Annotated in this window: 20 protein-coding genes; all 20 read right to left on the bottom strand. The window is 30.1% G+C overall.

Annotated elements, in window-relative coordinates:
• Positions 1-2 precede the first annotated feature (2 nt).
• The 20 genes from L8U04_RS01355 to greA all read right to left on the bottom strand — a co-directional run bounded on the left by L8U04_RS01355 (position 3) and on the right by greA (position 19,977).
• The gene (locus tag L8U04_RS01355) at positions 3-1,187 is read right to left on the bottom strand and encodes a hypothetical protein (protein ID WP_263709237.1); all 1,185 of its coding nucleotides are present in this window, start codon (positions 1,185-1,187) and stop codon (positions 3-5) included.
• A 1-nt stretch (position 1,188) separates the two neighbouring features.
• Positions 1,189-1,602, bottom strand: coding sequence for a peroxide-responsive transcriptional repressor PerR (perR, locus tag L8U04_RS01350; protein ID WP_133319550.1), 414 nt, complete (start codon positions 1,600-1,602; stop codon positions 1,189-1,191).
• A gap of 81 nt (positions 1,603-1,683) precedes the next feature.
• Positions 1,684-3,513 (bottom strand): 1-deoxy-D-xylulose-5-phosphate synthase, encoded by a 1,830-nt coding sequence (gene dxs, locus L8U04_RS01345; RefSeq protein ID WP_263709236.1) that lies wholly within the window; start codon positions 3,511-3,513, stop codon positions 1,684-1,686.
• Entirely contained in the window at positions 3,510-4,322 is an 813-nt protein-coding gene (fliH, locus tag L8U04_RS01340) for a flagellar assembly protein FliH (protein WP_263709235.1), read from the bottom strand. The genes dxs and fliH overlap by 4 nt, the downstream gene beginning before the upstream one ends.
• A gap of 4 nt (positions 4,323-4,326) precedes the next feature.
• Entirely contained in the window at positions 4,327-5,355 is a 1,029-nt protein-coding gene (gene fliG, locus L8U04_RS01335) for a flagellar motor switch protein FliG (protein WP_039619192.1), read from the bottom strand.
• Positions 5,355-7,040 carry a flagellar basal-body MS-ring/collar protein FliF gene (gene fliF, locus L8U04_RS01330; protein WP_263709234.1) on the bottom strand — a complete coding sequence of 562 codons (1,686 nt, stop codon included), beginning with the start codon at positions 7,038-7,040 and terminating at the stop codon, positions 5,355-5,357. The genes fliG and fliF overlap by 1 nt, the downstream gene beginning before the upstream one ends.
• 14 nt (positions 7,041-7,054) lie before the next feature.
• Complete coding sequence (hisC, locus tag L8U04_RS01325; RefSeq protein WP_263709233.1) at positions 7,055-8,146, bottom strand: histidinol-phosphate transaminase; 1,092 nt, start codon at positions 8,144-8,146, stop codon at positions 7,055-7,057.
• Positions 8,136-9,209 (bottom strand): prephenate dehydratase, encoded by a 1,074-nt coding sequence (gene pheA / locus L8U04_RS01320; RefSeq protein ID WP_263659771.1) that lies wholly within the window; start codon positions 9,207-9,209, stop codon positions 8,136-8,138. Before pheA ends, hisC begins: the two co-directional genes overlap by 11 nt.
• Positions 9,206-9,967, bottom strand: a complete 762-nt coding sequence (locus tag L8U04_RS01315; RefSeq protein ID WP_263672652.1) for an HAD-IIA family hydrolase — start codon at positions 9,965-9,967, stop codon at positions 9,206-9,208. Before L8U04_RS01315 ends, pheA begins: the two co-directional genes overlap by 4 nt.
• Position 9,968: 1 nt before the next feature.
• Entirely contained in the window at positions 9,969-11,174 is a 1,206-nt protein-coding gene (gene lysA, locus L8U04_RS01310; protein ID WP_263661481.1) for a diaminopimelate decarboxylase, read from the bottom strand.
• Between the two features lie 17 nt (positions 11,175-11,191).
• A complete protein-coding gene (locus tag L8U04_RS01305) occupies positions 11,192-12,253 on the bottom strand; it encodes an LptF/LptG family permease (RefSeq protein WP_263664587.1) in 1,062 nt (353 codons plus the stop codon).
• Positions 12,254-12,256: 3 nt separating this feature from the next.
• Positions 12,257-12,796: an aminoacyl-tRNA hydrolase gene (gene pth / locus L8U04_RS01300; RefSeq protein WP_263664586.1), complete on the bottom strand. Its 540-nt coding sequence runs from the start codon at positions 12,794-12,796 to the stop codon at positions 12,257-12,259.
• Position 12,797: 1 nt separating this feature from the next.
• Positions 12,798-13,334 (bottom strand): 50S ribosomal protein L25/general stress protein Ctc, encoded by a 537-nt coding sequence (locus L8U04_RS01295; RefSeq protein WP_133319540.1) that lies wholly within the window; start codon positions 13,332-13,334, stop codon positions 12,798-12,800.
• Between the two features lie 46 nt (positions 13,335-13,380).
• The gene (locus L8U04_RS01290; protein ID WP_263664585.1) at positions 13,381-14,352 is read right to left on the bottom strand and encodes a transaldolase; all 972 of its coding nucleotides are present in this window, start codon (positions 14,350-14,352) and stop codon (positions 13,381-13,383) included.
• Entirely contained in the window at positions 14,349-14,975 is a 627-nt protein-coding gene (gene serB / locus L8U04_RS01285) for a phosphoserine phosphatase SerB (RefSeq protein ID WP_133319538.1), read from the bottom strand. The genes L8U04_RS01290 and serB overlap by 4 nt, the downstream gene beginning before the upstream one ends.
• A complete protein-coding gene (locus L8U04_RS01280; protein ID WP_133319537.1) occupies positions 14,975-15,493 on the bottom strand; it encodes a chemotaxis protein CheW in 519 nt (172 codons plus the stop codon). The genes serB and L8U04_RS01280 overlap by 1 nt, the downstream gene beginning before the upstream one ends.
• A gap of 4 nt (positions 15,494-15,497) precedes the next feature.
• Positions 15,498-17,804: a chemotaxis protein CheW gene (locus tag L8U04_RS01275; RefSeq protein ID WP_220566582.1), complete on the bottom strand. Its 2,307-nt coding sequence runs from the start codon at positions 17,802-17,804 to the stop codon at positions 15,498-15,500.
• Between the two features lie 2 nt (positions 17,805-17,806).
• Entirely contained in the window at positions 17,807-18,760 is a 954-nt protein-coding gene (locus tag L8U04_RS01270; protein ID WP_133319535.1) for a chemotaxis protein, read from the bottom strand.
• Positions 18,760-19,488, bottom strand: a complete 729-nt coding sequence (locus L8U04_RS01265; protein WP_220566581.1) for a UDP-2,3-diacylglucosamine diphosphatase — start codon at positions 19,486-19,488, stop codon at positions 18,760-18,762. The genes L8U04_RS01270 and L8U04_RS01265 overlap by 1 nt, the downstream gene beginning before the upstream one ends.
• A 3-nt stretch (positions 19,489-19,491) precedes the next feature.
• Positions 19,492-19,977, bottom strand: a complete 486-nt coding sequence (greA, locus tag L8U04_RS01260; protein WP_039619215.1) for a transcription elongation factor GreA — start codon at positions 19,975-19,977, stop codon at positions 19,492-19,494.

The raw sequence follows: 19,977 nt of genomic DNA, 5'->3' as shown, positions 1-19,977 counted from the left end.
TCCTAACTATATATTTTTAATTTTTTAATGCTTTTTTCAATTTGTTTTATTGTATTTTCATCATATGAAATTTGTTCTAAATAATTATGTTCAAAATAATTTTTTAGTTTTTCAATACTTTTTTCTTCAAACATAGTTACAAAATAGCATAATAAAAATTTTATTCTTTCTAATTCTTCTTCATGATTTGTTTGAGATTTTACAATTTTTTTCTTTAAAAAAACTAATTCTTTTCTTAGTTTAAAAGCCACTAAAGACTTTAAAATTTGATTTTTCTCTCCTTGATAAAAACTACAATCATTCTTTAAAATAAAATCCATATCAAGAAAAATATCATTGATTTTTTCATCACTTAAAATAAAAATATATTTTTCTAATTCAAATTTACAAATTTTATCATTACAAATTTGTTTTTCCAAATTCAAAATATAATCTTGAAGTTTATTTTGAATACTCTTTTCAAAAAGAGTGCTAAAAAGCTCAAAGAAAATGCATATTTGCCTAAGACTTACAAAAAATTGCTCAAAACTTTCAAAATTTAATTTTTGTAAAAAATTCAATCTGTCATTTTTTAATCTTTTTAAAAGTACAAAAAGTAAGATTTTACCCGCTTCAAAACTTTGAATTTGATTTGGAAAATGTAAGCTAATATCTTCTTGCTTATCTAAAATTTTAATACATCTAGCACTATCAAAAATTTTAGAAAAATCTCCATATAATGCTAAATTTTTACTATAAAAATTTTCATTATCTGTGATTTCTTTATAGCTTTTAAAAAAGTGAGGCAAATTAAATTGCTTTGCCTTTTCAAAAGTAGGAAAAACAACTTTCAAAATGACCAAATCTTGCAGATTATTTTTAAACTTATAAAGTAAAAATCGAGCACTATTAATCTCAAAACTAATTCTAGTTTTCTTAATAACACTTCCTATAAGTTTTTTACTTTGCTGTTTAAATTCTTTTTTAGAAAGTTTATGATTTTTTTTATCTAAAATATCATGCAGTTTATAAAGTGAAAATCGATAATAATTTTTATTAAATTTTTTATATTTAACATCACAAAAAGGACTTATACGCGTAAAGAAAACGCGTATTTTATCCTTAGAATATATAATTTTTTCTTCTTTTAAAATTTTTATAAAGTCATCATTTTTGAGTAAAAAGCGTCTTTGGACTTCACAAACCATTTTATTTTTTACAAGCTTTACAACCATTCACATAAGCAAATACGCCAAGATAATCAATGATATTGCCAATTTTTTTCTCAAGATCTTCTTGGTATTTATTTATCCCACTATCTTCATAACATACATCTTCTATATGATTGCATTTGCTACAAATTACATGTATATGAGGATATTCATAAATATCATAACAAGTTTTTTGATTTGGAGTGTTGATTTCTACAACCAAACCTTGTTCTTTTAAAGTATTTAAATTTTTATACACTGTAGCTAAAGAGATAGAAGGATATTCTTCCTTAATGCTTTCGTATAAAGATTCTATATTAGGATGTTCATGGCGTTTTAAAATTTTTAAAATACAAAGTCTTTGAGGAGTAGCTTTTAAATCACAATTTTTAAGCAATTGAATAAGTTCCATTATTAATTCTCCGATATTTTTTATATAGTATAACGCTTTTTTTATAAAAAAATGATTATATTAAAGGATATTTTTTATCTTTTAATAAATTTTAATATTTTTACACAAAGATTCAACATCAATTTCTAGAAATTTTTCTACTTCATTTGTTTTACCATGAGTTATAAATTGATCTTCAAATTCAAAACTTACTAGTTTTATATGATAAAGATTTTCTTTTTGCAAGAAAGTTGCAATCAAACTTCCCACTCCACCTATCTTAGCACTATCTGAAAAAACAAACCAAGTTTTTGTATCTTTTGCCAATTCTTTTAAAAGCTCTTCATCTAAAGGTTTTGCAAAAATCAAATCTATTAAGCTTGCATAATCTAAACCAAGTTTATCTAAAGCTAGTTTTGCCTTAGCCACACCCTGACCAAAACCTAAAAATACTTTATCGCTTTGCACTTTAGATAAAATTTGAGCTTTTGCAAGTTTTATCTCACATGGATTAAAATTTTCATCTAATAAAAAATTACCTCTAGGATAACGAAAAGCAAAAACACCTTGATGAAAATAAGCATACTCCATAATTTTTTCCATCATAGCCTCATCTCTTGGAGCCGCTAAAGTAATATTTGGTATAACACTTAAAAAACTAACATCAAAAGCACCTTGATGAGTTTCCCCATCTTCTCCTACTATGCCAGCTCTATCCATAGCAATAACTACATTTAAATTCATAATAGCACAATCATGGATAACTTGATCATAAGCTCTTTGCATGAAAGTGCTATAAATTGCTATAAAAGGCTTAAAACCTTCTTTAGCCATAGCTGCCATAGAAGTAACTGCATGTTGTTCTGCAATTGCTACATCCCAAAAACGCTCAGGATATTTTTCCATTAGCTTATCTATTCCAGTTCCACTTGGCATAGCAGCAGTTACACCTACTATATTTTCATATTTTTGAGCTAAATTTAAAAGTGTATTTGAAAAAATTTCTGTCGCACTTTTTTTGTTCATATTAGCCTTTAAACTCTCTCCGCTACTTCTATCAAAAGCACCTACTCCATGCCATTTAGCATTTTTACCTTCAGCTAATGCATAACCTTTGCCTTTGATAGTTTGCGCATGCACTACACAAGGTTTATTCATAGCTTTAGCTTGATTTAGCGCATTTATAACTTCATTTAAATTATGTCCATCAATAGGCCCTATATATTCAAGTCCTAATTCTTCAAATAAGAGTCCAGGTGTAATAAGTCTTAAACCCTCTTCAAAACGCTTTGCCATATAAGATGCGCCTTGAGGAAAATACTCTAAAAGATTTTCTATGCGTTTTTTAAACTTTTGATAAAACTGCGTTGCCATTGCTTGAGAAAGGTATTTTGAAATAGCTCCAATTGGCCTTGAAATACTCATTTCATTATCATTTAAAATAATCACACAAGGATATTCTCTATCACCAAGCTCGTTTAAAGCTTCATAAGCCATACCTGCACTTAACGCTCCATCGCCTATTAATACAACAGGTAAGCGATCTTCTTTTTTTAATCTTATAGCCTTACAAGCTCCAACTGCTAAAGATATAGAAGTGCTTGAATGTCCTGCTACAAAATAATCCCCCTCATCAGGCTTTGTATATCCACTCAAGCCATTAAATTGTCTTAAAGTATGAAAATTATCTATCTTACCACTTAAAAGCTTATGTGGATAAGATTGGTGTGAAACATCAAAAATAAAAGGATCTTTTTGCACATCAAAAACATAATGCATTCCTATACTAAGCTCAACTACACCTAAATTTGAGCTTAAATGTCCACCATTTTTACTCACTGTATCTATGATAACTTCACGCAAATTACTAGCTAAATTTTCCAGTTCTTTAATTTGCATATTTTTAATATTTAAGTTATTTAAATCTATCATTCATTAACCATGTTTTTGATTTTTTGCAAACGATTGTTAAGGTTTGACTCTATATTACCCGCATCACTTAATATTAAAATACTTCCCTTATTAATCGCATCATCAAGACTAAATTTAATATTGCTTTGTTCTTGCAAGTGTGTTTTTACATATTCAAAATCATCAGGACTTAACTTTAATTCTATCTTAGTAGCATTTTTAAGTTCACTCATAAGTTCTTTTGCTAAATTTAATGCTATAAGTGATGAATTTTCTTCGAGCTCTTTTGCAATCACTTCTTTTGCAATAATTACAGCTGTATCGGCTAATTCTTTTTCATTTTTAGATAAAAACTCATTTAAATTTTGCACTGTATTTTCAAGCTTTTCTACGCTTTTTAAGTATTTTTCCTTCAAGGCTTCTAATTCGCTTTCAAAATTCTTTTGTGCTTGTTCATAACCTTCTTTAGTAAATTTTTCCTTTGCATGTTCTAATTCTGTATTTAAACGATTGTTAAATTCAGCCTCTTGGCTTTCTATCTGCATTTGCAACTTAATGATATTTCCTGACATTTCATCAGTTTTTTTAAGTAAATCTTCTACAAAATCAGGTTGAATTTGTGGTTGTGGGGTTTGTGGAGTAGCTTCTATTGTTTGATTTTCTACTGCTTGTTGTGTGTTTTGGACAGGAGAGACTTGATTTATAGTTTGAATTTCTTCTTGTTTTTGTTCTTCACTAGAGGGCATTTCACTCATAACTTTAAAATGATAACCCTCAACTACATGAGCAGAAATATTTTCAGGTGAAATTACATTGGTTAATTTTGCCATAATCTTACTCTATCATCTCATCAGCCTCACCCACTTGGATAAGACCTTGTTCTGCAAGTTTTTGCACCACTTCTACAACTTTTCTTTGTGCTTCTTCTACATCTTTAACACGCACAGCACCCAAAAAGCCCATTTCTTCTACAAAAGCTTCAGCAGCGCGCGTAGACATATTGGACATAAATTTTTGTTTTAAATCCTCGCTTGCGCCCTTTAAACCTATCATCAAATCACGCTTGTCAGCAGCTTTTAAAACTTCTCTAATCGCATTAGTACTAAGTTGAGAAATATCATCAAAGGTAAACATTAAATCTTTAATGGTTGTAGCAAGTTTTTCATCACTTTGCTCAATATAAGAAAGTGTTGTTTTAGAGGCTTTTTGACCCAAGCGATTAAGCACTTCAGCAACTGCTCTTGGACCACCCACTTCAACTTTATAAGAAGTAAGACTTTCAAGCTTACTTTCAAGCACAGCAGATACTCTTTTGATAATTGAAGGAGATATATCTCCAAGGTTTGCCATTCTTATTACAACTTCAGCTCTTAATTCATCGCTAAAATATTCCAAAGTTTCAGCAGCTTGAGTAGTATCCATATGAGCTAAAATCAAAGCTATAGTTTGCGGGTGTTCTTTAATGATAAAGTCTGCAAGTTGTTGTGGTTTAATTTGTGAAAGATAAGCAAAATTTTGATTATTTTCCATACTTTTGGTAAGTTTTTCCAAAATTTTATTGGCAATTTCAGGACCAAAAGTTCTAAATAAAATTTCTTTTGCATATTCCAAACCACCACTTTTTAAGTATTGATTTGATTGCAGTAAAGTATAAAATTCCTCAAGCACTGCAGTAGCAACTGGCTTATCAACATTTTTTGCTAAAGCAATATAGCGAGAAATTTCAGTGATGACATTAATATCCATATGAGAAAATAAAACTGTCGTTACATCTTCTCCAAGTTGGATTAAAAATATGGCGACCTTTTCTGGCATAGAAAGGTCATCATAGACCATTTTTTGTTCTTCGCTAAGCTTTATCATTAGATATCCTTCTCACCAAATTCGGCTTCATTTTCAACAAGTTTTTGCAACAATAATGCCACCTCTTCGCCTTTTTCATTAGCTACTGCTCTTAATTTTTCAAGTAAAACATCATATTGTAATGCATCCTCATCAAAACTATCTCCAAAACCAAGTTGTTCTTCAACTTTTCTACGAGCAGCATTGAATTTTTCAATAGCATCTTCAGCCTCATCAATAATCTGCCCATCCTTACCTTCCATCTCTTCTTCAAGTCTAATATCTGCAAGCATTTTTTGAGAAAATGGCACAATAACTTTTTTGTAAAAGATAAAAAGCAAAATCGCGGCAAATACATACTTAACAGGTGGAATAAAAGGCTCGACAAATCTTGAATAAAAAGTTTGAACCTTATTTTCAACTTTAGCTGTTCTATGAAATTCCAAATTATTTACTTCAACCGCATCACCTCTAGCAAGATTAAATCCTATGGCACCTTTAGTAAGATTTTCAATCGCTTTAATTTCTTTATCACTCAAAGGAATATATTCATTAGTAATATTTCCCTGATCATCAGTAATTACTTTATACTTTCCATCTACCACAACGGCTGCAGAAATTCTTTTAATGGTTGCAAATTGCTTAGTGGTGTTGGTAATTTTTTTAGAAATTTCATTATTAGTTGTAGTTTGATTTTTAGTATAAACCTCGCGCGCACCTTTATCATCCAAACCTTCCACAGGACCGATGTTTGAAACAGCACCTGGTACACCTTGAATTTCTTTATCTTTATAGCCTTCTCTATGCTCTTCCAAGGTTTGCTCACTACGCACAACGGTATTTGGATCATATACTTCACTTTGTGATTCTTCTTTAGAAAAATCATAATCAATACTAACCTTTGCTACTACCCTATCATAGCCACCTGCAAATGGAGCAATAGAAGCAACAATTTTTTGCTCTAATTCATATTCTTGATCTCTTTTATATTTAATTTGAGCAGCAATTAAATCACTTTCAAAAGCACCCTCATCATCTAAAGGAATACCTTTTTGATCCATGATTTTTACATTTTCTGGAGTAAGTTTTGTTACTGAAGAAGCGATTAGGTTTTTAATCCCCATAATTTGCTTTTTATTAAGCTTTAAACCTTCTTTTATAGTCAAAGCTACTGAAGCAGTTGGTGGAACTTGTTGTTGGGTAAAAAGTGTATCTTTAGCAAAAGCAATATGAACCGTAGCACTATGAATAGGCTCTAAACTTTCAATCGTTCTAGCAAGCTCACCTTCTAATGCTCTTTGGTATTTTACCTTTTGCTCAGCTTCTGTGGCTCCAAATTCTTGTTTATCAAAAAGCTCAAAGCCTACTTTATTATCTTTTGGCAATAATCCTGCAGAAGCAATAGCTAAACGCTGTTTATATACTTGTTCATTAGGAACTAAAATCGTTCCTTCATTACGCAAAATATAAGGAACTCCACTTTTTTCAAGTTGAGTTACTATCATCGCCGAATCACTAGTATTAGCATTTTCAAATAATACTGAATATCCAGCTTCGCTAGCTACTGTAGAGCCACTTCTAAAAAGGGTTAAAAATACTAAAAATCCAACTACAACAACAATAGAAGTAGCAATAATAATACGCTGTCTTAAACTTAAATTTTGATAAAGCTGACCTACTTGGTGCAGTATAGTTTTATAATCCATTTATTTCCTACAAACTAAAAATTTTTAGAAAACTCTTCAAAAAACCTTGAATTTTCATACTCTGTACCTATACTTATACGCACAGCATTTAAACTATAACTTTGTAAATTTCTTATTATTATACCGTTTTTAAGCAGTTTTTCAGATAAATCTGTGCTATTTTTTTCATCAAAAAAATAGGTAATAAAATTTGTATAGCTTGGAATGTATCGAATTTTATAATTTTTAGCAAAATCTTCATAAAGTTTCATTTGTGAAAAATTATTTTCTAAGGTTTTTTGCACAAACTCATCATCATCTAATGCAGCAACAGCAGCTTTTAAACTCAAATTAGTCACATTAAAAGGCGCTCGTAATTTATAAAATGCATTGATAATTTCCTTGCAAGCTATACCATAACCCACTCTCATGCCACCCAAACCATAAAGCTTAGAAAAGGTTCCTAGATATACTGCATTTTGAAATTTATGGATTAATTCTTTAGGATTAATATGTTTTTTACTATCTTTAAATGAAGCAAATTCATTATAAGCTCCATCAATGGCTACCAAACAATCCTCATCGATTTTCTCTAAAAATTCAAAAACCTCACTTGCGTCTAAACACTCACCCAAAGGATTATTTGGCAAGCATAAAAAGATTACTTTAATTTCATTTTTATGCTTTTGATATAACTCATATAACTCATTTAAATCATGGGTTAAACTTGGAGTTTTATAAATCTTAACTCCTAGTTGTTTTGCATAAATTTCATACATAGCAAAACTAACCCCACATTGCAAATAAGCCTTAGAATGATCAAGTTTTGCATGTACTATATATTCTATGATTTGATCACTCCCACTACCTATGATGAGATTTTCTTTTAAAATATCATATTTTTGTGCTAGAGCTTGTTTTAATTCACTCATAGTATCATCAGGATATAAATGAGCTAAATGTGCATTATTTATGATGGCTTCTTTAGCTTTTTTGCTTGTGCCATAAGGATTTTCATTACTTGCTAGTTTAATAACTTCTTTTAAACCATATTCTTTAGCAACTAAATCCATATCCTTGCCACTTTCATAAGTTTTAATAGCCTCTAAAAAAGGATTAAATTTCATTGCTTTCTCCTGATAAATATGATCCAAGCCATTTTATATGCTCAGCTTTTTTTAATACTCTTTGGACATTTTCATCATCAATATGTCCTTCAAAATCTATATAAAAACTATGCACAAATTCTCTTGTTTTTATAGGGCGTGATTCAAGTTTTGTTAAATTTATCCCCTCTTTTTTAAACTCATACAACAAATCGCTAAGCCCACCTGGTTTGTGTGCAGCAAGTGCTAAGATAGAAGTTTTACAATGAGGCATTTGAGGTATTTTTATATCACTTAAAATCAAAAACCTGGTACGATTTGCCAAATTATCCTCAATCGTTTCAAATAATATAGGTACATTATAAAGTTTTGCTGCAATTTTAGAGCAAATCGCAGCTGAAGTAACATCTTGCGAAGCTAAGTAAGCCGCATGAGCTGTAGATTTGCTTGCTACAAATTCTACTTCACTTAAATCATGACTTTCTAAAAAATTTCTACATTGATTATAGCCTTGTGGATGAGAATATATGCGTTTAATATCTTTTAAATTTTCACTCATACTTACAAAAGAATGATGAATGTCCATATAAATTTCAGCAAAAATCTTTACATCTTCATATTTTCCAAGACAATCAAGCGTCACACCCACTGCACCTGCTGTATTATTTTCTATAGGTACTACTCCATATTTTGCTTCTTTGTGAGCTAATTCTTTAAAAACATCTTCTATATTTGCAAGTGGAGTATAACGACTCATAGCACCAAAACGCGTTCTTGCTACTTGATGCGTATAACTTCCTTCAGGCCCTAAATAAGCTATGCTTTGAGGCATTTCTAAATTTCTTGATACAGCAAAAATTTCTTGGTAAATTGCTTCGATTGCATTTTGATCTAATAAACCATGATTATAATTTTTAAGTCTATTTATAATAGCTCTTTCACGCTCAGGTCTATAAATACTCCCACCTAAATTTTGTTTAATAACTCCTATATCTTTAACATGAAGCATTCTTTCATTAAGCAAAGCCAAAATTTTATCATCGATAGTATCGATTTTATTGCGTAATTTTTCTATATCTTTCATTTAAACCTCGATATGTAGTAATCCTTAATACTATCATATACAAAATTAAGTTTAGTTGTATCAAGACCTTGAGTGTTAGAAATTTTACCACTTAAAACTAAGCCTGTTTGCATACCAAGCTCATAAGCACCAAGCAAATCGCCTTTAAAATCATCACTAATAATCAAAGTCTTTTTAAAACTCACATTACAATCTTGCTGTTTTAATAAATTTAAAGCACTTTTATAAAAAGCCTTGCTAGGTTTTCCTATCACTTTATAATCAAACTCGCATGCATTTTTAAGCATAGACATGATACTTCCAACACCTGGATAAAGCCTTGAGTTTTTCTTATAAATACTACCCTCATGCATTGCTATAGTTTGCACGCCATCTTTAATATACTCTATCATATTAGCAAAATCTTGAAATTTAAAATCATCATAACTTGCTAGCAAAAATGCTTTTGGATTTTTATAATCAAGCTCATAACCTAACTCTTGAAGTGAATCTAAAAATTCTTTTGCCCCAAAAGCTGCTATTTTACAAGGTTTTAAATAATCTTTTAAAACACAAAAAGGATCAATATAAACCTTTTCATTAATTTCAAAACCCAAATTTTGCAAATAATTTAAAAAATCTAATCTTTTGGTATTATTAGTAATAATCACATAAGGAATTTTTTCTTTATTTAAAGATTTAATGAGTTCTAAAGCACCATTTATAGGACTTTTATCATGATCTGAAATCAAAGTTCCTTGCACATCTAAAAACAACATTTTAATCCTTTAAAAAATCAAGCTCTAAAGCAATTTGATCCTCATAACTTTCTCTTTTTCTAATCATTCTTACCTTGCCATTTTCACAAGCTAGCTCACATACTCTATTGCGAGTATTGTAATTACTACTCATGCTAAAACCATATGCACCTGCACTTTTAACTATGATCAAATCTCCTGCTTTTGTTTTAGCTAGTTTTCTATCTTTAGCTAAAAAATCTCCACTCTCACAAACCCCACCAACAATATCACAAAGGCTTTCTTCTTTATTTTCACTCAAAAGCTTGATTTCATGATAAGCACTATATAAACTTGGACGCAATAAATCATTCATCGCCCCATCAATAATCACAAAACGCTTTTTATCATTAAATTTTTCATATAAAACTTTAGTAACAAACTCGCCTGCATTTGCTACCAAAAACCTGCCAGGTTCCATACCTATACACACATCAAGACCTTGCAAACTTGCTAAAATTCCTTGAGCATAATCATATAAATTTGGCTCTTGTTCATCTTTATAACAAACCCCTAAACCCCCGCCTATATCAAAGAATTTAATATTAATTTTCAAAGCTAAAAGTTCTTTTACTAATTTTGCAACAATCGCTGAGGCCTCATGGATACTACTTATATCAAGAATTTGTGAACCTATGTGAAAATGCACTCCAACTGGCTCTAAAAATTGTGAGTTTTTAGCATAAAGATACATTTTTTTAGCACTTTCTATATCTACACCAAATTTATTTTCATGCAAACCTGTAGAAATATAAGGATGTGTTTTAGCATCTACATTTGGATTTACCCTTATGCTTATACGAGCTATCTTTTGACTTTCTTTAGCAATTTGCTCCAAAAGAAGCATTTCTTCATAACTTTCTAAATTTACATAAAGTATGTTTTGCTCTAAAGCATATTTTAATTCATCAGTACTTTTACCTACCCCGCTAAAAATAATTTTATAATTTTTAGCCCCTGCTTTTAAAGCTCTATAAATCTCACCCGCACTAACACAATCAAACCCACTATCTAAAGAAGCTAAAAGCTTTAAAACACTTAAATTAGAATTTGCTTTGACTGCATAAAAAATTTGTGATTTTCTTGCCTTAAAAGCATCTTTTAACATTGTAAAACGCTCTTTAATTTTATCAAAATCATAAATATAAAATGGTGTGTTGTATTCTTTTGCTAGTTTTAAATAATCCATAAAAACCTCACTTGTAGTTATTTGTGTTTAAAATAATAAAAACTTCCTATACTTATTAAAATAAATACTGGTAGCATTATACCAAGCTCTGGAAGTAAAATTTCATTTTCACTCAGTCTTGTTAATAAAAACAACAAACCCCAAACTAAAAGTATGCACACAAAAAACACAAAAGCTAAAAGTGCGAGATTAAAAAATCTTGCTGTTAAAGGAAAATAATAATACACAATAAGCATTAAAAATGGCGCAAAAAATGGTGTAAGAACTAAAGAATATAAACTTGTTCTAAGTGTATTAGTAGAAATATTTTGTTTTGCAAAAATTGCCATACTTTCTAGCGCGTCTAAAATAGAATAAGAAGGATTGCTCTCTACTAAAGAAATTCTTTCTAAGATTTTTGGAGAAAAGTCTTCTAAGCCTTTGATATTTTTAAATTCTTCTACGCTTAAACCCTCTTTTGAAACAATCAAATTTTGTGGTACATTAGTAGCTTTAGCGTCATTTAAGTTCCAAGAATCTCCATCAAATTTAGCAGTTTTTGCATGGATTGTGCTTTGAATATCTAAATTTTTTACACCAAAGATTTTTACATTATATAAGGTTTGAGAACTTGTTTTTTGTATATAAATAAATTTATCATTATATTTAATCAAAACTTCCCCACCCTCTCTATCTACAACGCCACGCTTGAGAATATTACTTTTATATTCATCTGCATAGGCAAAGGCACTAAAATTAAGTCCTACATAAACACAACAAAAAAACATAGCCCATAAAAAAGGATAAAAAATCACTTGATTTTTACTTAAACCCAAAGCATATAAGCTAACAAATTCATTTGAGCGTATCATATTAAAAATACATAAAACCAAAGCAAGGACTATAGCTAAAGGTAGTATATAAGAAGCTGCTGAACATGTTAAGAAAAATATATACAAAAGCTCTAAATTTGCACTTTTTGGCAGTCTATTGAAATTGAGTAAAAAATCAATCGCTACGAAGAAAAAAGTCAAAGAAAAAAATAAAATAAAAAATGATTTTAAATACAAAGATGAAATATAGCGAAAAAATATACTCATCGTTTAACTTTTTAAAGAATATTTTGAAGCGATTTTTTCTATATCAGAATTTAAAAGCTCAAGTAAGGCTTTTTTGCTATGTTCTAAAACCTTAGTTAAGCTTTTTTGTTCTTCTTGTTTAAATTTTCCCAAAACATGAGAAATTACATCTTGTCCTTTTCCTACTCCTATGCGTACCCTCTCATAAGCATTGCCACAAAGATTATCTATACTTTTAAGCCCATTATGTCCACCGCTTGATCCACCCATTTTAAATTTCAATGCACCCAAATTTAAATCTATATCATCATGGATTACAATGATTCTATCACATTTATAATATTCACTAACAGCTTTTACACTTTCTCCTGATAAATTCATATAAGTGGAAGGTTTTAAAAAAAAAGTAGAAGAGCCTTTAAAAAGCTCTCCTTTAAATTTGGCATTTGAAAGCTTTGTTGTTTGCAAATCTTTCAAAATTAAGTCAATTAGCATAAACCCTACATTGTGACGGGTTTGGGCGTATTGTTCTCCTATATTACCAAGTCCTACGACTAAGGTCATTTTATCTTGCTTTTTCTACGCCAACTACAGCTACTCTATCAGCATCAACCATAGTTACACCCTCGGGCACAACTACATCGCGGATTAAAAGTGCATCACCAACATCAAGTTTAGTTACATCTAATTCAAAATAATTTGGTAAGTTTTCAGCTGCACATTTTACTTTCAATCTTCTTTTTGATTGGATTAAAACACCTTTATTTTTAAGACCCATAGCTGTTCCTACAATCTTTACAGGAACCATATATTTAGAAATAACACCTTTTTGTGCTACTTTTAAATCTACGTGTTTTAATTCTGCAGTTACAGGATCTTTTTGATAATCAACTACCACAACATTTAATACTTTATCTGCTACTTTTACATCAAAAGCTAAAGTAGTTTTTTTGCGTACTTCTTTAATAAATTCATTTACTTTAAAAGCAGCATTGATGTTTTCTAATCCTTTTCCGTAGATGTTTGCGATTAGATAACCATCTCTTTTTAAAGCTTTAGCAGCTTTTCTACCGATACTCTCTCTAACGATACCTTCTAACATCTGTTTCCTTTCTAAAAAAATAAACGCTAATTATAGCCAAATAAGTTTATAAAGATTTTAAAATATCTTCATAAGCTATGCAAAATTGCTCCAAACCATCATCAAGCAAATCTTTACAAGCTTTACTTAAAGCATCTTTTGAAATATTTGCATTTAATTTTTTCTCTATACATTCATCTTTCAAAGGCTCTTTAAATATAATTTGCTTACCTTTAAAAGCCTTAATAGCATCTAGTGGTGCAGTATTAATAGCTTTATCATAGAGTAATTCTTTAATATAATAATCTTTTTCTAAATCATCACCCTTAACACCTGTACTTGCAAATAAAGCTCTAATATTTGTTTCATTTTGTTTAATGATATAATTATAAGCCTTTGTTGCAGTAAGAATTCCTATATAATTTTTATCTAAAACTTGATTATTTAATAATCTATCAAAACGGCTTACAAAAATACTAATAACTGCTCGAGGCTCTTTTTTAGCTGTGGTATTATTTTTTCTAAATTCTTTTAAACCTAAATTTAAAGCTTCAAAGCATTTTTTAGTTTGCTCAAAATCAAAAATCAAAGTAGCGTTAACATTAATACCATTTTTCATTAATTCTTGCATTACTTCATAAGAAGCTTCTGTAGCAGGAATTTTCATCATCACATTTTCTTTTGCAATTTGCATGTATAATCTTTTTGCTTCGGCCAAAGATAGGCCAGTATTATCTTTTAATCTTGGATCAATTTCAATACTAATAAAACCATCATTATTTTCATAATAATTAATAGCTAATTTATCCGCAGCCTTAGCTATATCTTCTATCGCAAGATACTCATATAAAGCTTTTTTATCTTTAAGATTTGATTTTTTGATTTTTTCTTTATAAATAGCTGAGTTTAAAATCGCATTTTTAAAAATAGCAGGATTTGAGGTAGCACCATTGATTGTTTTTGAGTAAATTAAATCTAAAAATTCATGATCTAAAAATTCATTTTCTATAAAATCACACCATAGTGAAAATTTTTTCATTGTATTACCTTTATTATTTCTTTTAAATCTTTCTTATCTATACAAATATCTGCATGAGATTTTAAAATTTCTTTGGCACAAAAAGCTATTTTTAATCCACATTCTTTAAACATAGAAATATCATTAGCTCCATCGCCTACACACATAATTTCTTCTGTTTTTAAATTTAAAAATTTCTTAAGTCTTTGTAGTATAATACCTTTTGAGTTATTAAACATAATTTCTCCGCCAACTTTTCCTGTTAAAAAACCATTTTTACTATGTAAAAAGTTAGCAAAACCAAAATCAAAATGAAGTTTATTTTGTATTAAATCAATTCCTTCATGAAATCCACCACTAAAAACGATTATTTTTATATTCTTACTTTTTAAATATTCACATAATTCTTTAGCGCCATTCATCAAAGGTAAATTTTCACAGCATTTCTTTACCTGCTCTATAGGCATACCTTCAAGCAAAGCTACTCTAGCACTTAAGCTTTCAAAAAAATCAAGCTCACCATTCATTGCTTTGTTGGTGATTGCTTTTACAGCATCACCAACATTATATTCTTGCGCTAAAATATCGATAGTTTCCCCATCCATTAGCGTAGAATCAAAGTCAAAGGCACAAAGCTTTATCATTAAAACTCACGCTTTAATAAAGCTTCAGCTTTCAATATAGTCAAGATATTTTCTTCTCTTTTGCCTATACCAAAAATCATACCTTTTTCTTTTAGTAAAGTTTCAGGTGGTGGATCAATCCTACTTCTGTGAATTTTAATAGCTTCTGTTAATCTATCTATCACAAAACCTGCATTACCTGCAGGAGTTTGATTGCCATTTGCTATACCTTTTAAAACAATATATCTTGTTTGAGGAGTCATTTTAGAACTACCTTGATTAAATCTTTTAGCAAGATCAATCAAAGGCATAACATTACCCCTCATATTAAATACACCTAAAACATAATCAGGTACACTTGGAACCCTAGTATATTCTATAGGTTTAATAATTTCTTGGATATTAAGAATTGGAATAGCGTATTCCTCATCTCCTACCACGAAACCAACAAGCTGAATAATATCCTCTTCTTTATCTACATCAGGTTCTGCAATTTGCGCTTGTTGTTTTTGCAAAACCTGGTTTAATTTATCATTCATCTTCTTATCCTAGTTTTAAATTTTTTCTAACTACATTTTCTAAGTACTCTGGAGAGTAAGGCTTAGTAATATACTCAGTCATTCCTACTTCCACACCTCTTAAGCGGTCTGATTTACTAGTTCTTGAAGTTACTGCAACAAGTGGGAGGTTTTTATATTTAGAATATTTTCTAATTTCACCTGCTAAGGTATAACCATCCATTCTTGGCATTTCAATATCAATCAACACAGCATCAATATCATGCTCGCCTGATTTAATTGTATTTAATGCTTCAACACCATTAGTTGCTTCTATAATACTTACACCTAGTGGCTCTAATGATTTTTGCATGATATTTCTATCCATTTTAGAATCATCCACTATAAGCACTGTATAATCACTTGGTTTTTCTTTAGTTGTTTTTTTAGATTGCGATTCAATTTGTGCTTTAATATCAACTTTAATTTCTTTAGCTATATCCATCATAGCAGCAACATCAATAATCAAAGTTACTCTACCATCACCACGGATAGTTGCTCCTGCTATACCTTGGATATTTTGCAAATACTCACCCATAGACTTGATAACAATTTCTTCTTGACCTACTAAAGTATCTACTATAATACCAAGCTTACTTTCTGCCACACCTATAACAACTACATAAGTTTGATCAGTATTTTCAAGCACTTGTTTTACGCCAAATACATCTGAAAGTCTTACTAAAGATAAAACCTCATCTCTTAAGCGAAGTACATTTTTACCTTCAATGGTATAAATATCATCAATTGGCACTCTAACTGTTTCAAGAACACTTGCAAGTGGAATAGCATAAAATTCTTCTTGAGTTCCCACAAGTAAAGATTGAATAATCGCCAAAGTAAGTGGAATTTTAAGCTTCATCACAGTGCCTTTTCCAAGCTCACTATCGATTTCAATCACACCATTTAATTTTTCAATATTAGTTTTAACAACATCCATTCCAACACCACGCCCTGAAACATTGGTGATTTTTGCAGCGGTTGAAAAACCTGGTTTGAAAATCAATGCAAATGCTTCTTTATCACTCATTTGATCAGCTTCACGCTCTGTGATTAAGTTTTTCTCTATTGCTTTTGATTTTAACACATCAGCATCTAAACCTTTACCATCATCGGCAATTTCAACAACGATATGATTTCCTTCGTTATATGCTTTAAGATTAACCGTTCCTTTTTCTGGTTTACCATTAGCTATACGCGTTGCTGGATCTTCTATACCATGATCACAAGAATTTCTAATCATATGCATAATAGGATCGCCAATTTCTTCTACAATAGACTTATCAAGTTCAGTTTCTTCCCCTGAAATTTCAAGCTCCATTTGTTTACCAAGTTCACGGCCTAAATCACGCACAACTCTTGGGAATTTATTAAATACTTTCGCAATAGGTTGCATTCTTGTTTTCATAACCGCAAGTTGAATATCTGTAGTGACAATACTAAGTTGAGAAACAACTTGATTTAATTCTTCTAAGAATTTTTCTCCATCATATCTTTCTTCAACATCATCATAAATTTTTAACAAGCGGTTTTTACCTAATACAAGCTCGCCAATTAAGTTCATTAAATGATCAAGTCTTTTAACTTCAACCCTAATTGTTTGATCCATATTTGCACCGCTGCTTCCACCACCTGCTGCAGGGACCTTTTTCTCAGCTGCTGCATTTTGTGCCTGTGGAGCTGGCTTACTTGGGGTTGGAGTTGATTCTTGAGTTTTTTTCTTTTCAGCGCGTCTTGCTTGATCTTCAGCTTTTCTTACTTTTAAAAGTCTTTCAATTTCAGCTTCAACTTCATCATCACTAAGTTTATTTACATCAACTTCAGGTTCTTCAGCTTTTGGCTCTTCTTTAACTTCTTCTTTTGGCTCTTCAGCCTTAGCCGGAGTAATTGATTCTAAACTTTCTCCTTCTGAAATTGCGGTTAATCTTGCACAAATTGGAGCTATATCAAGTCCGATTGCTGTATCATTTCCATTATCTCTAATAGAATTTAATAAAGTCTTCATCATATCAATAGATTCTAAAACTACATCCATTACTTCAGGAGTAATTTTAAGCTCATTATGTCTTGCTTTATTTAAAACATCTTCCATATGATGAGTAAGTTTTGTTAAAACATCAAAATTTAAAAAGCTTGATGATCCTTTAACAGTATGCGCAACGCGGAAAATTCTATTTAATAATTCTAAATCTTCAGGATTTGCTTCTAATTCAACCAAATCATGATCAATTTGCTCGACTAATTCAAAGGCTTCAACTAAAAAATCCTCAAGTATTTCTTGAATATCTTCCATTTTTACTCCTCACCTTTTTCATGTTTTGCTATGATACGAGAAATTTCAGCAAAGAAATCACTTGCATTAAATTTAACTAAATACCCATCTCCACCTGCTTCTTTAACACCTTTATCACTCATAAATTCATTTGATAAAGAAGAGTTAAATACGATAGGAATATTTTTAAATCTCTCATCATCTCTAACTTTTGCTGCAAAATGGAATCCATCCATTTGTGGCATTTCAACATCACTTACAATAATTTTTAAATGTTTATTTAAATCACTGCCATAAGTACTATAAAGCTCTTCTAGTTTATGTAAACCTTCAACACCATCTTTAGCTTCAATTACTTTAAGACCAATTTTATTTAGTAAATCTTTAACAAGTTTTCTTGCAGTTGAACTATCATCAAGTGCTAAAGCCATACCTTCGATTTTTTGAATTTTATCATCGTCAATATCAGTTTGCGGGGTATAAATTCCAAGTTCTTGCACTATACTTTCTAAATCTAGGATAAGTAAAACCTCATCTCCTTCGATCTTAGTTACACCAGTAATTTTACCTTTATCTAAACTACCCGCACTTGTTGCAAAAGTAGCTGGTTCAATATTTTTCCAATTAATTCTACGAATTCTTTTCGCCTCATGGACAATAAAACCGATTAAAACATTACTAAATTCAGTAATGATAACTCTAGGTTTTATATTTGTCATTTCTGGTTCTTGAATTTGCATCCATTTTGCTAGGTTGATTACAGGAATCACCACGCCACGAAGATCAAAAATACCTTCTACATATTCAGGTACTCCTGGAATTTCAGTCAAAAAAGGAATTTTAATGATTTCTCTAACCTTAGAAACATTTACACCATAAATTCCCTCATAGACTTTATCGTGGCCTTGCTTAAAGATGCGAAAATCAACAAGTTCCATTTCATTTGAACCTGTTTTAACGACATTCTCATCAAACATTATGCCTCCTTAAGTTCTATTTTGTGAAATCTGATTTCTGGCTCATATTTTACTATAAAAAAACTTTCCTTGTATGCAAAAGTAGCTAAATTTAGATATTTTATATCTTCATTTTTTAAAAATACATCTTGATGATAATGACCTTCTATTACAAAGCCTATATTATAGTGCTTTAAACGCTCTTTTACTAAAGCAGAAAAATGGGGAATTTTTCTAATAAGTTGTTTTTTGTTTTGATTTTTTAGAATTTTTTGAGTAATTCTTTCTTTACTAATAACATTTAAAAAATTTAAAAAAAGTAGCAAATAATGATTTCTCAAACTCTTTAAGCAAAACTGCAAAAAAGGTTTTAAAAAAATATCCCCATGGGCTAATTTTACTAAGGTTTTATCTTGAAATTCGCAAAGCAAGGGTTGTTGTTTTATACTAAAAACTTTCACTTTTTTAAAAAATTTAGCTAAATTAAAATCATGATTGCCTTCTAAATAAATGATTTCAATTTCATACGCAAGTTCTTCAAGTAAGTCTATATAAGCTTTTGCAAAATCATGCGTGGCCTTTACTTCATAAATTAAAAGATCAAATATATCACCCATTAAAAAAAGCTGTGGAGTTTGAATTTTTTTATTTTTTAAGGCTTGCAAAAACTCCCAAAAACCACGCCTATTTTTATTTTCATGCGCATCGGCAATAAAAATAGCATTTTCTTTTATAATTATTTTTTGCAAAAATTAAAATTCCAAAGCTTTGTATTCTATAGAAATGATTTCAAATTCACTCTCGCCTTTTGGCAAACGCACTTTAAAATCATCCCCTTCTTTTTTACCAAGCATTGCTTTAGCAATAGGTGAACTAATGGAAATATAGCCTTTTTCTAAATTTCCTTCATTTACCCCTACCAAAGTATAAGTGCTTTGTTTTTCACTTTCTAAATCCTCTACAACAACAGTTGAGCCAAATTTCACACTATCATGCTCATAAGAAGATGGATCGATGATTTGTGCTCTTGAGATCAAATCTCCAAGTTCAGCAATCTTTCCTTCTATAAAAGCTTGTTTTTCTCTAGCTGCGTGATATTCTGCATTTTCTTTTAAATCTCCATGGCTTCTTGCTATGTCTATTTCTTCTACTACTTTTGGGCGTTCAACTTTTTTTAAATGCTCTAATTCTTTTTCTAATTTCTCATAGCCGTATTTACTCATAGGTTCTTTTTGCAT

Source organism: Campylobacter sp. IFREMER_LSEM_CL908 (assembly GCF_025771545.1).
GTDB classification, from domain to species: domain Bacteria; phylum Campylobacterota; class Campylobacteria; order Campylobacterales; family Campylobacteraceae; genus Campylobacter_D; species Campylobacter_D lari_D.
Note: the sequence above shows the minus strand (reverse complement) of the source record. Positions and strands in the feature narration are given on the sequence as shown.

Coding starts and splice junctions, on each gene's coding strand:
- L8U04_RS01355 (WP_263709237.1), bottom strand. CDS start 1,187: ATGGTTTGTGAAGTCCAAAGACGCTTTTTACTCAAAAATGATGACTTT.
- perR (WP_133319550.1), bottom strand. CDS start 1,602: ATGGAACTTATTCAATTGCTTAAAAATTGTGATTTAAAAGCTACTCCT.
- dxs (WP_263709236.1), bottom strand. CDS start 3,513: ATGATAGATTTAAATAACTTAAATATTAAAAATATGCAAATTAAAGAA.
- fliH (WP_263709235.1), bottom strand. CDS start 4,322: ATGGCAAAATTAACCAATGTAATTTCACCTGAAAATATTTCTGCTCAT.
- fliG (WP_039619192.1), bottom strand. CDS start 5,355: ATGATAAAGCTTAGCGAAGAACAAAAAATGGTCTATGATGACCTTTCT.
- fliF (WP_263709234.1), bottom strand. CDS start 7,040: ATGGATTATAAAACTATACTGCACCAAGTAGGTCAGCTTTATCAAAAT.
- hisC (WP_263709233.1), bottom strand. CDS start 8,146: ATGAAATTTAATCCTTTTTTAGAGGCTATTAAAACTTATGAAAGTGGC.
- pheA (WP_263659771.1), bottom strand. CDS start 9,209: ATGAAAGATATAGAAAAATTACGCAATAAAATCGATACTATCGATGAT.
- L8U04_RS01315 (WP_263672652.1), bottom strand. CDS start 9,967: ATGTTGTTTTTAGATGTGCAAGGAACTTTGATTTCAGATCATGATAAA.
- lysA (WP_263661481.1), bottom strand. CDS start 11,174: ATGGATTATTTAAAACTAGCAAAAGAATACAACACACCATTTTATATT.
- L8U04_RS01305 (WP_263664587.1), bottom strand. CDS start 12,253: ATGAGTATATTTTTTCGCTATATTTCATCTTTGTATTTAAAATCATTT.
- pth (WP_263664586.1), bottom strand. CDS start 12,796: ATGACCTTAGTCGTAGGACTTGGTAATATAGGAGAACAATACGCCCAA.
- L8U04_RS01295 (WP_133319540.1), bottom strand. CDS start 13,334: ATGTTAGAAGGTATCGTTAGAGAGAGTATCGGTAGAAAAGCTGCTAAA.
- L8U04_RS01290 (WP_263664585.1), bottom strand. CDS start 14,352: ATGAAAAAATTTTCACTATGGTGTGATTTTATAGAAAATGAATTTTTA.
- serB (WP_133319538.1), bottom strand. CDS start 14,975: ATGATAAAGCTTTGTGCCTTTGACTTTGATTCTACGCTAATGGATGGG.
- L8U04_RS01280 (WP_133319537.1), bottom strand. CDS start 15,493: ATGAATGATAAATTAAACCAGGTTTTGCAAAAACAACAAGCGCAAATT.
- L8U04_RS01275 (WP_220566582.1), bottom strand. CDS start 17,804: ATGGAAGATATTCAAGAAATACTTGAGGATTTTTTAGTTGAAGCCTTT.
- L8U04_RS01270 (WP_133319535.1), bottom strand. CDS start 18,760: ATGTTTGATGAGAATGTCGTTAAAACAGGTTCAAATGAAATGGAACTT.
- greA (WP_039619215.1), bottom strand. CDS start 19,977: ATGCAAAAAGAACCTATGAGTAAATACGGCTATGAGAAATTAGAAAAA.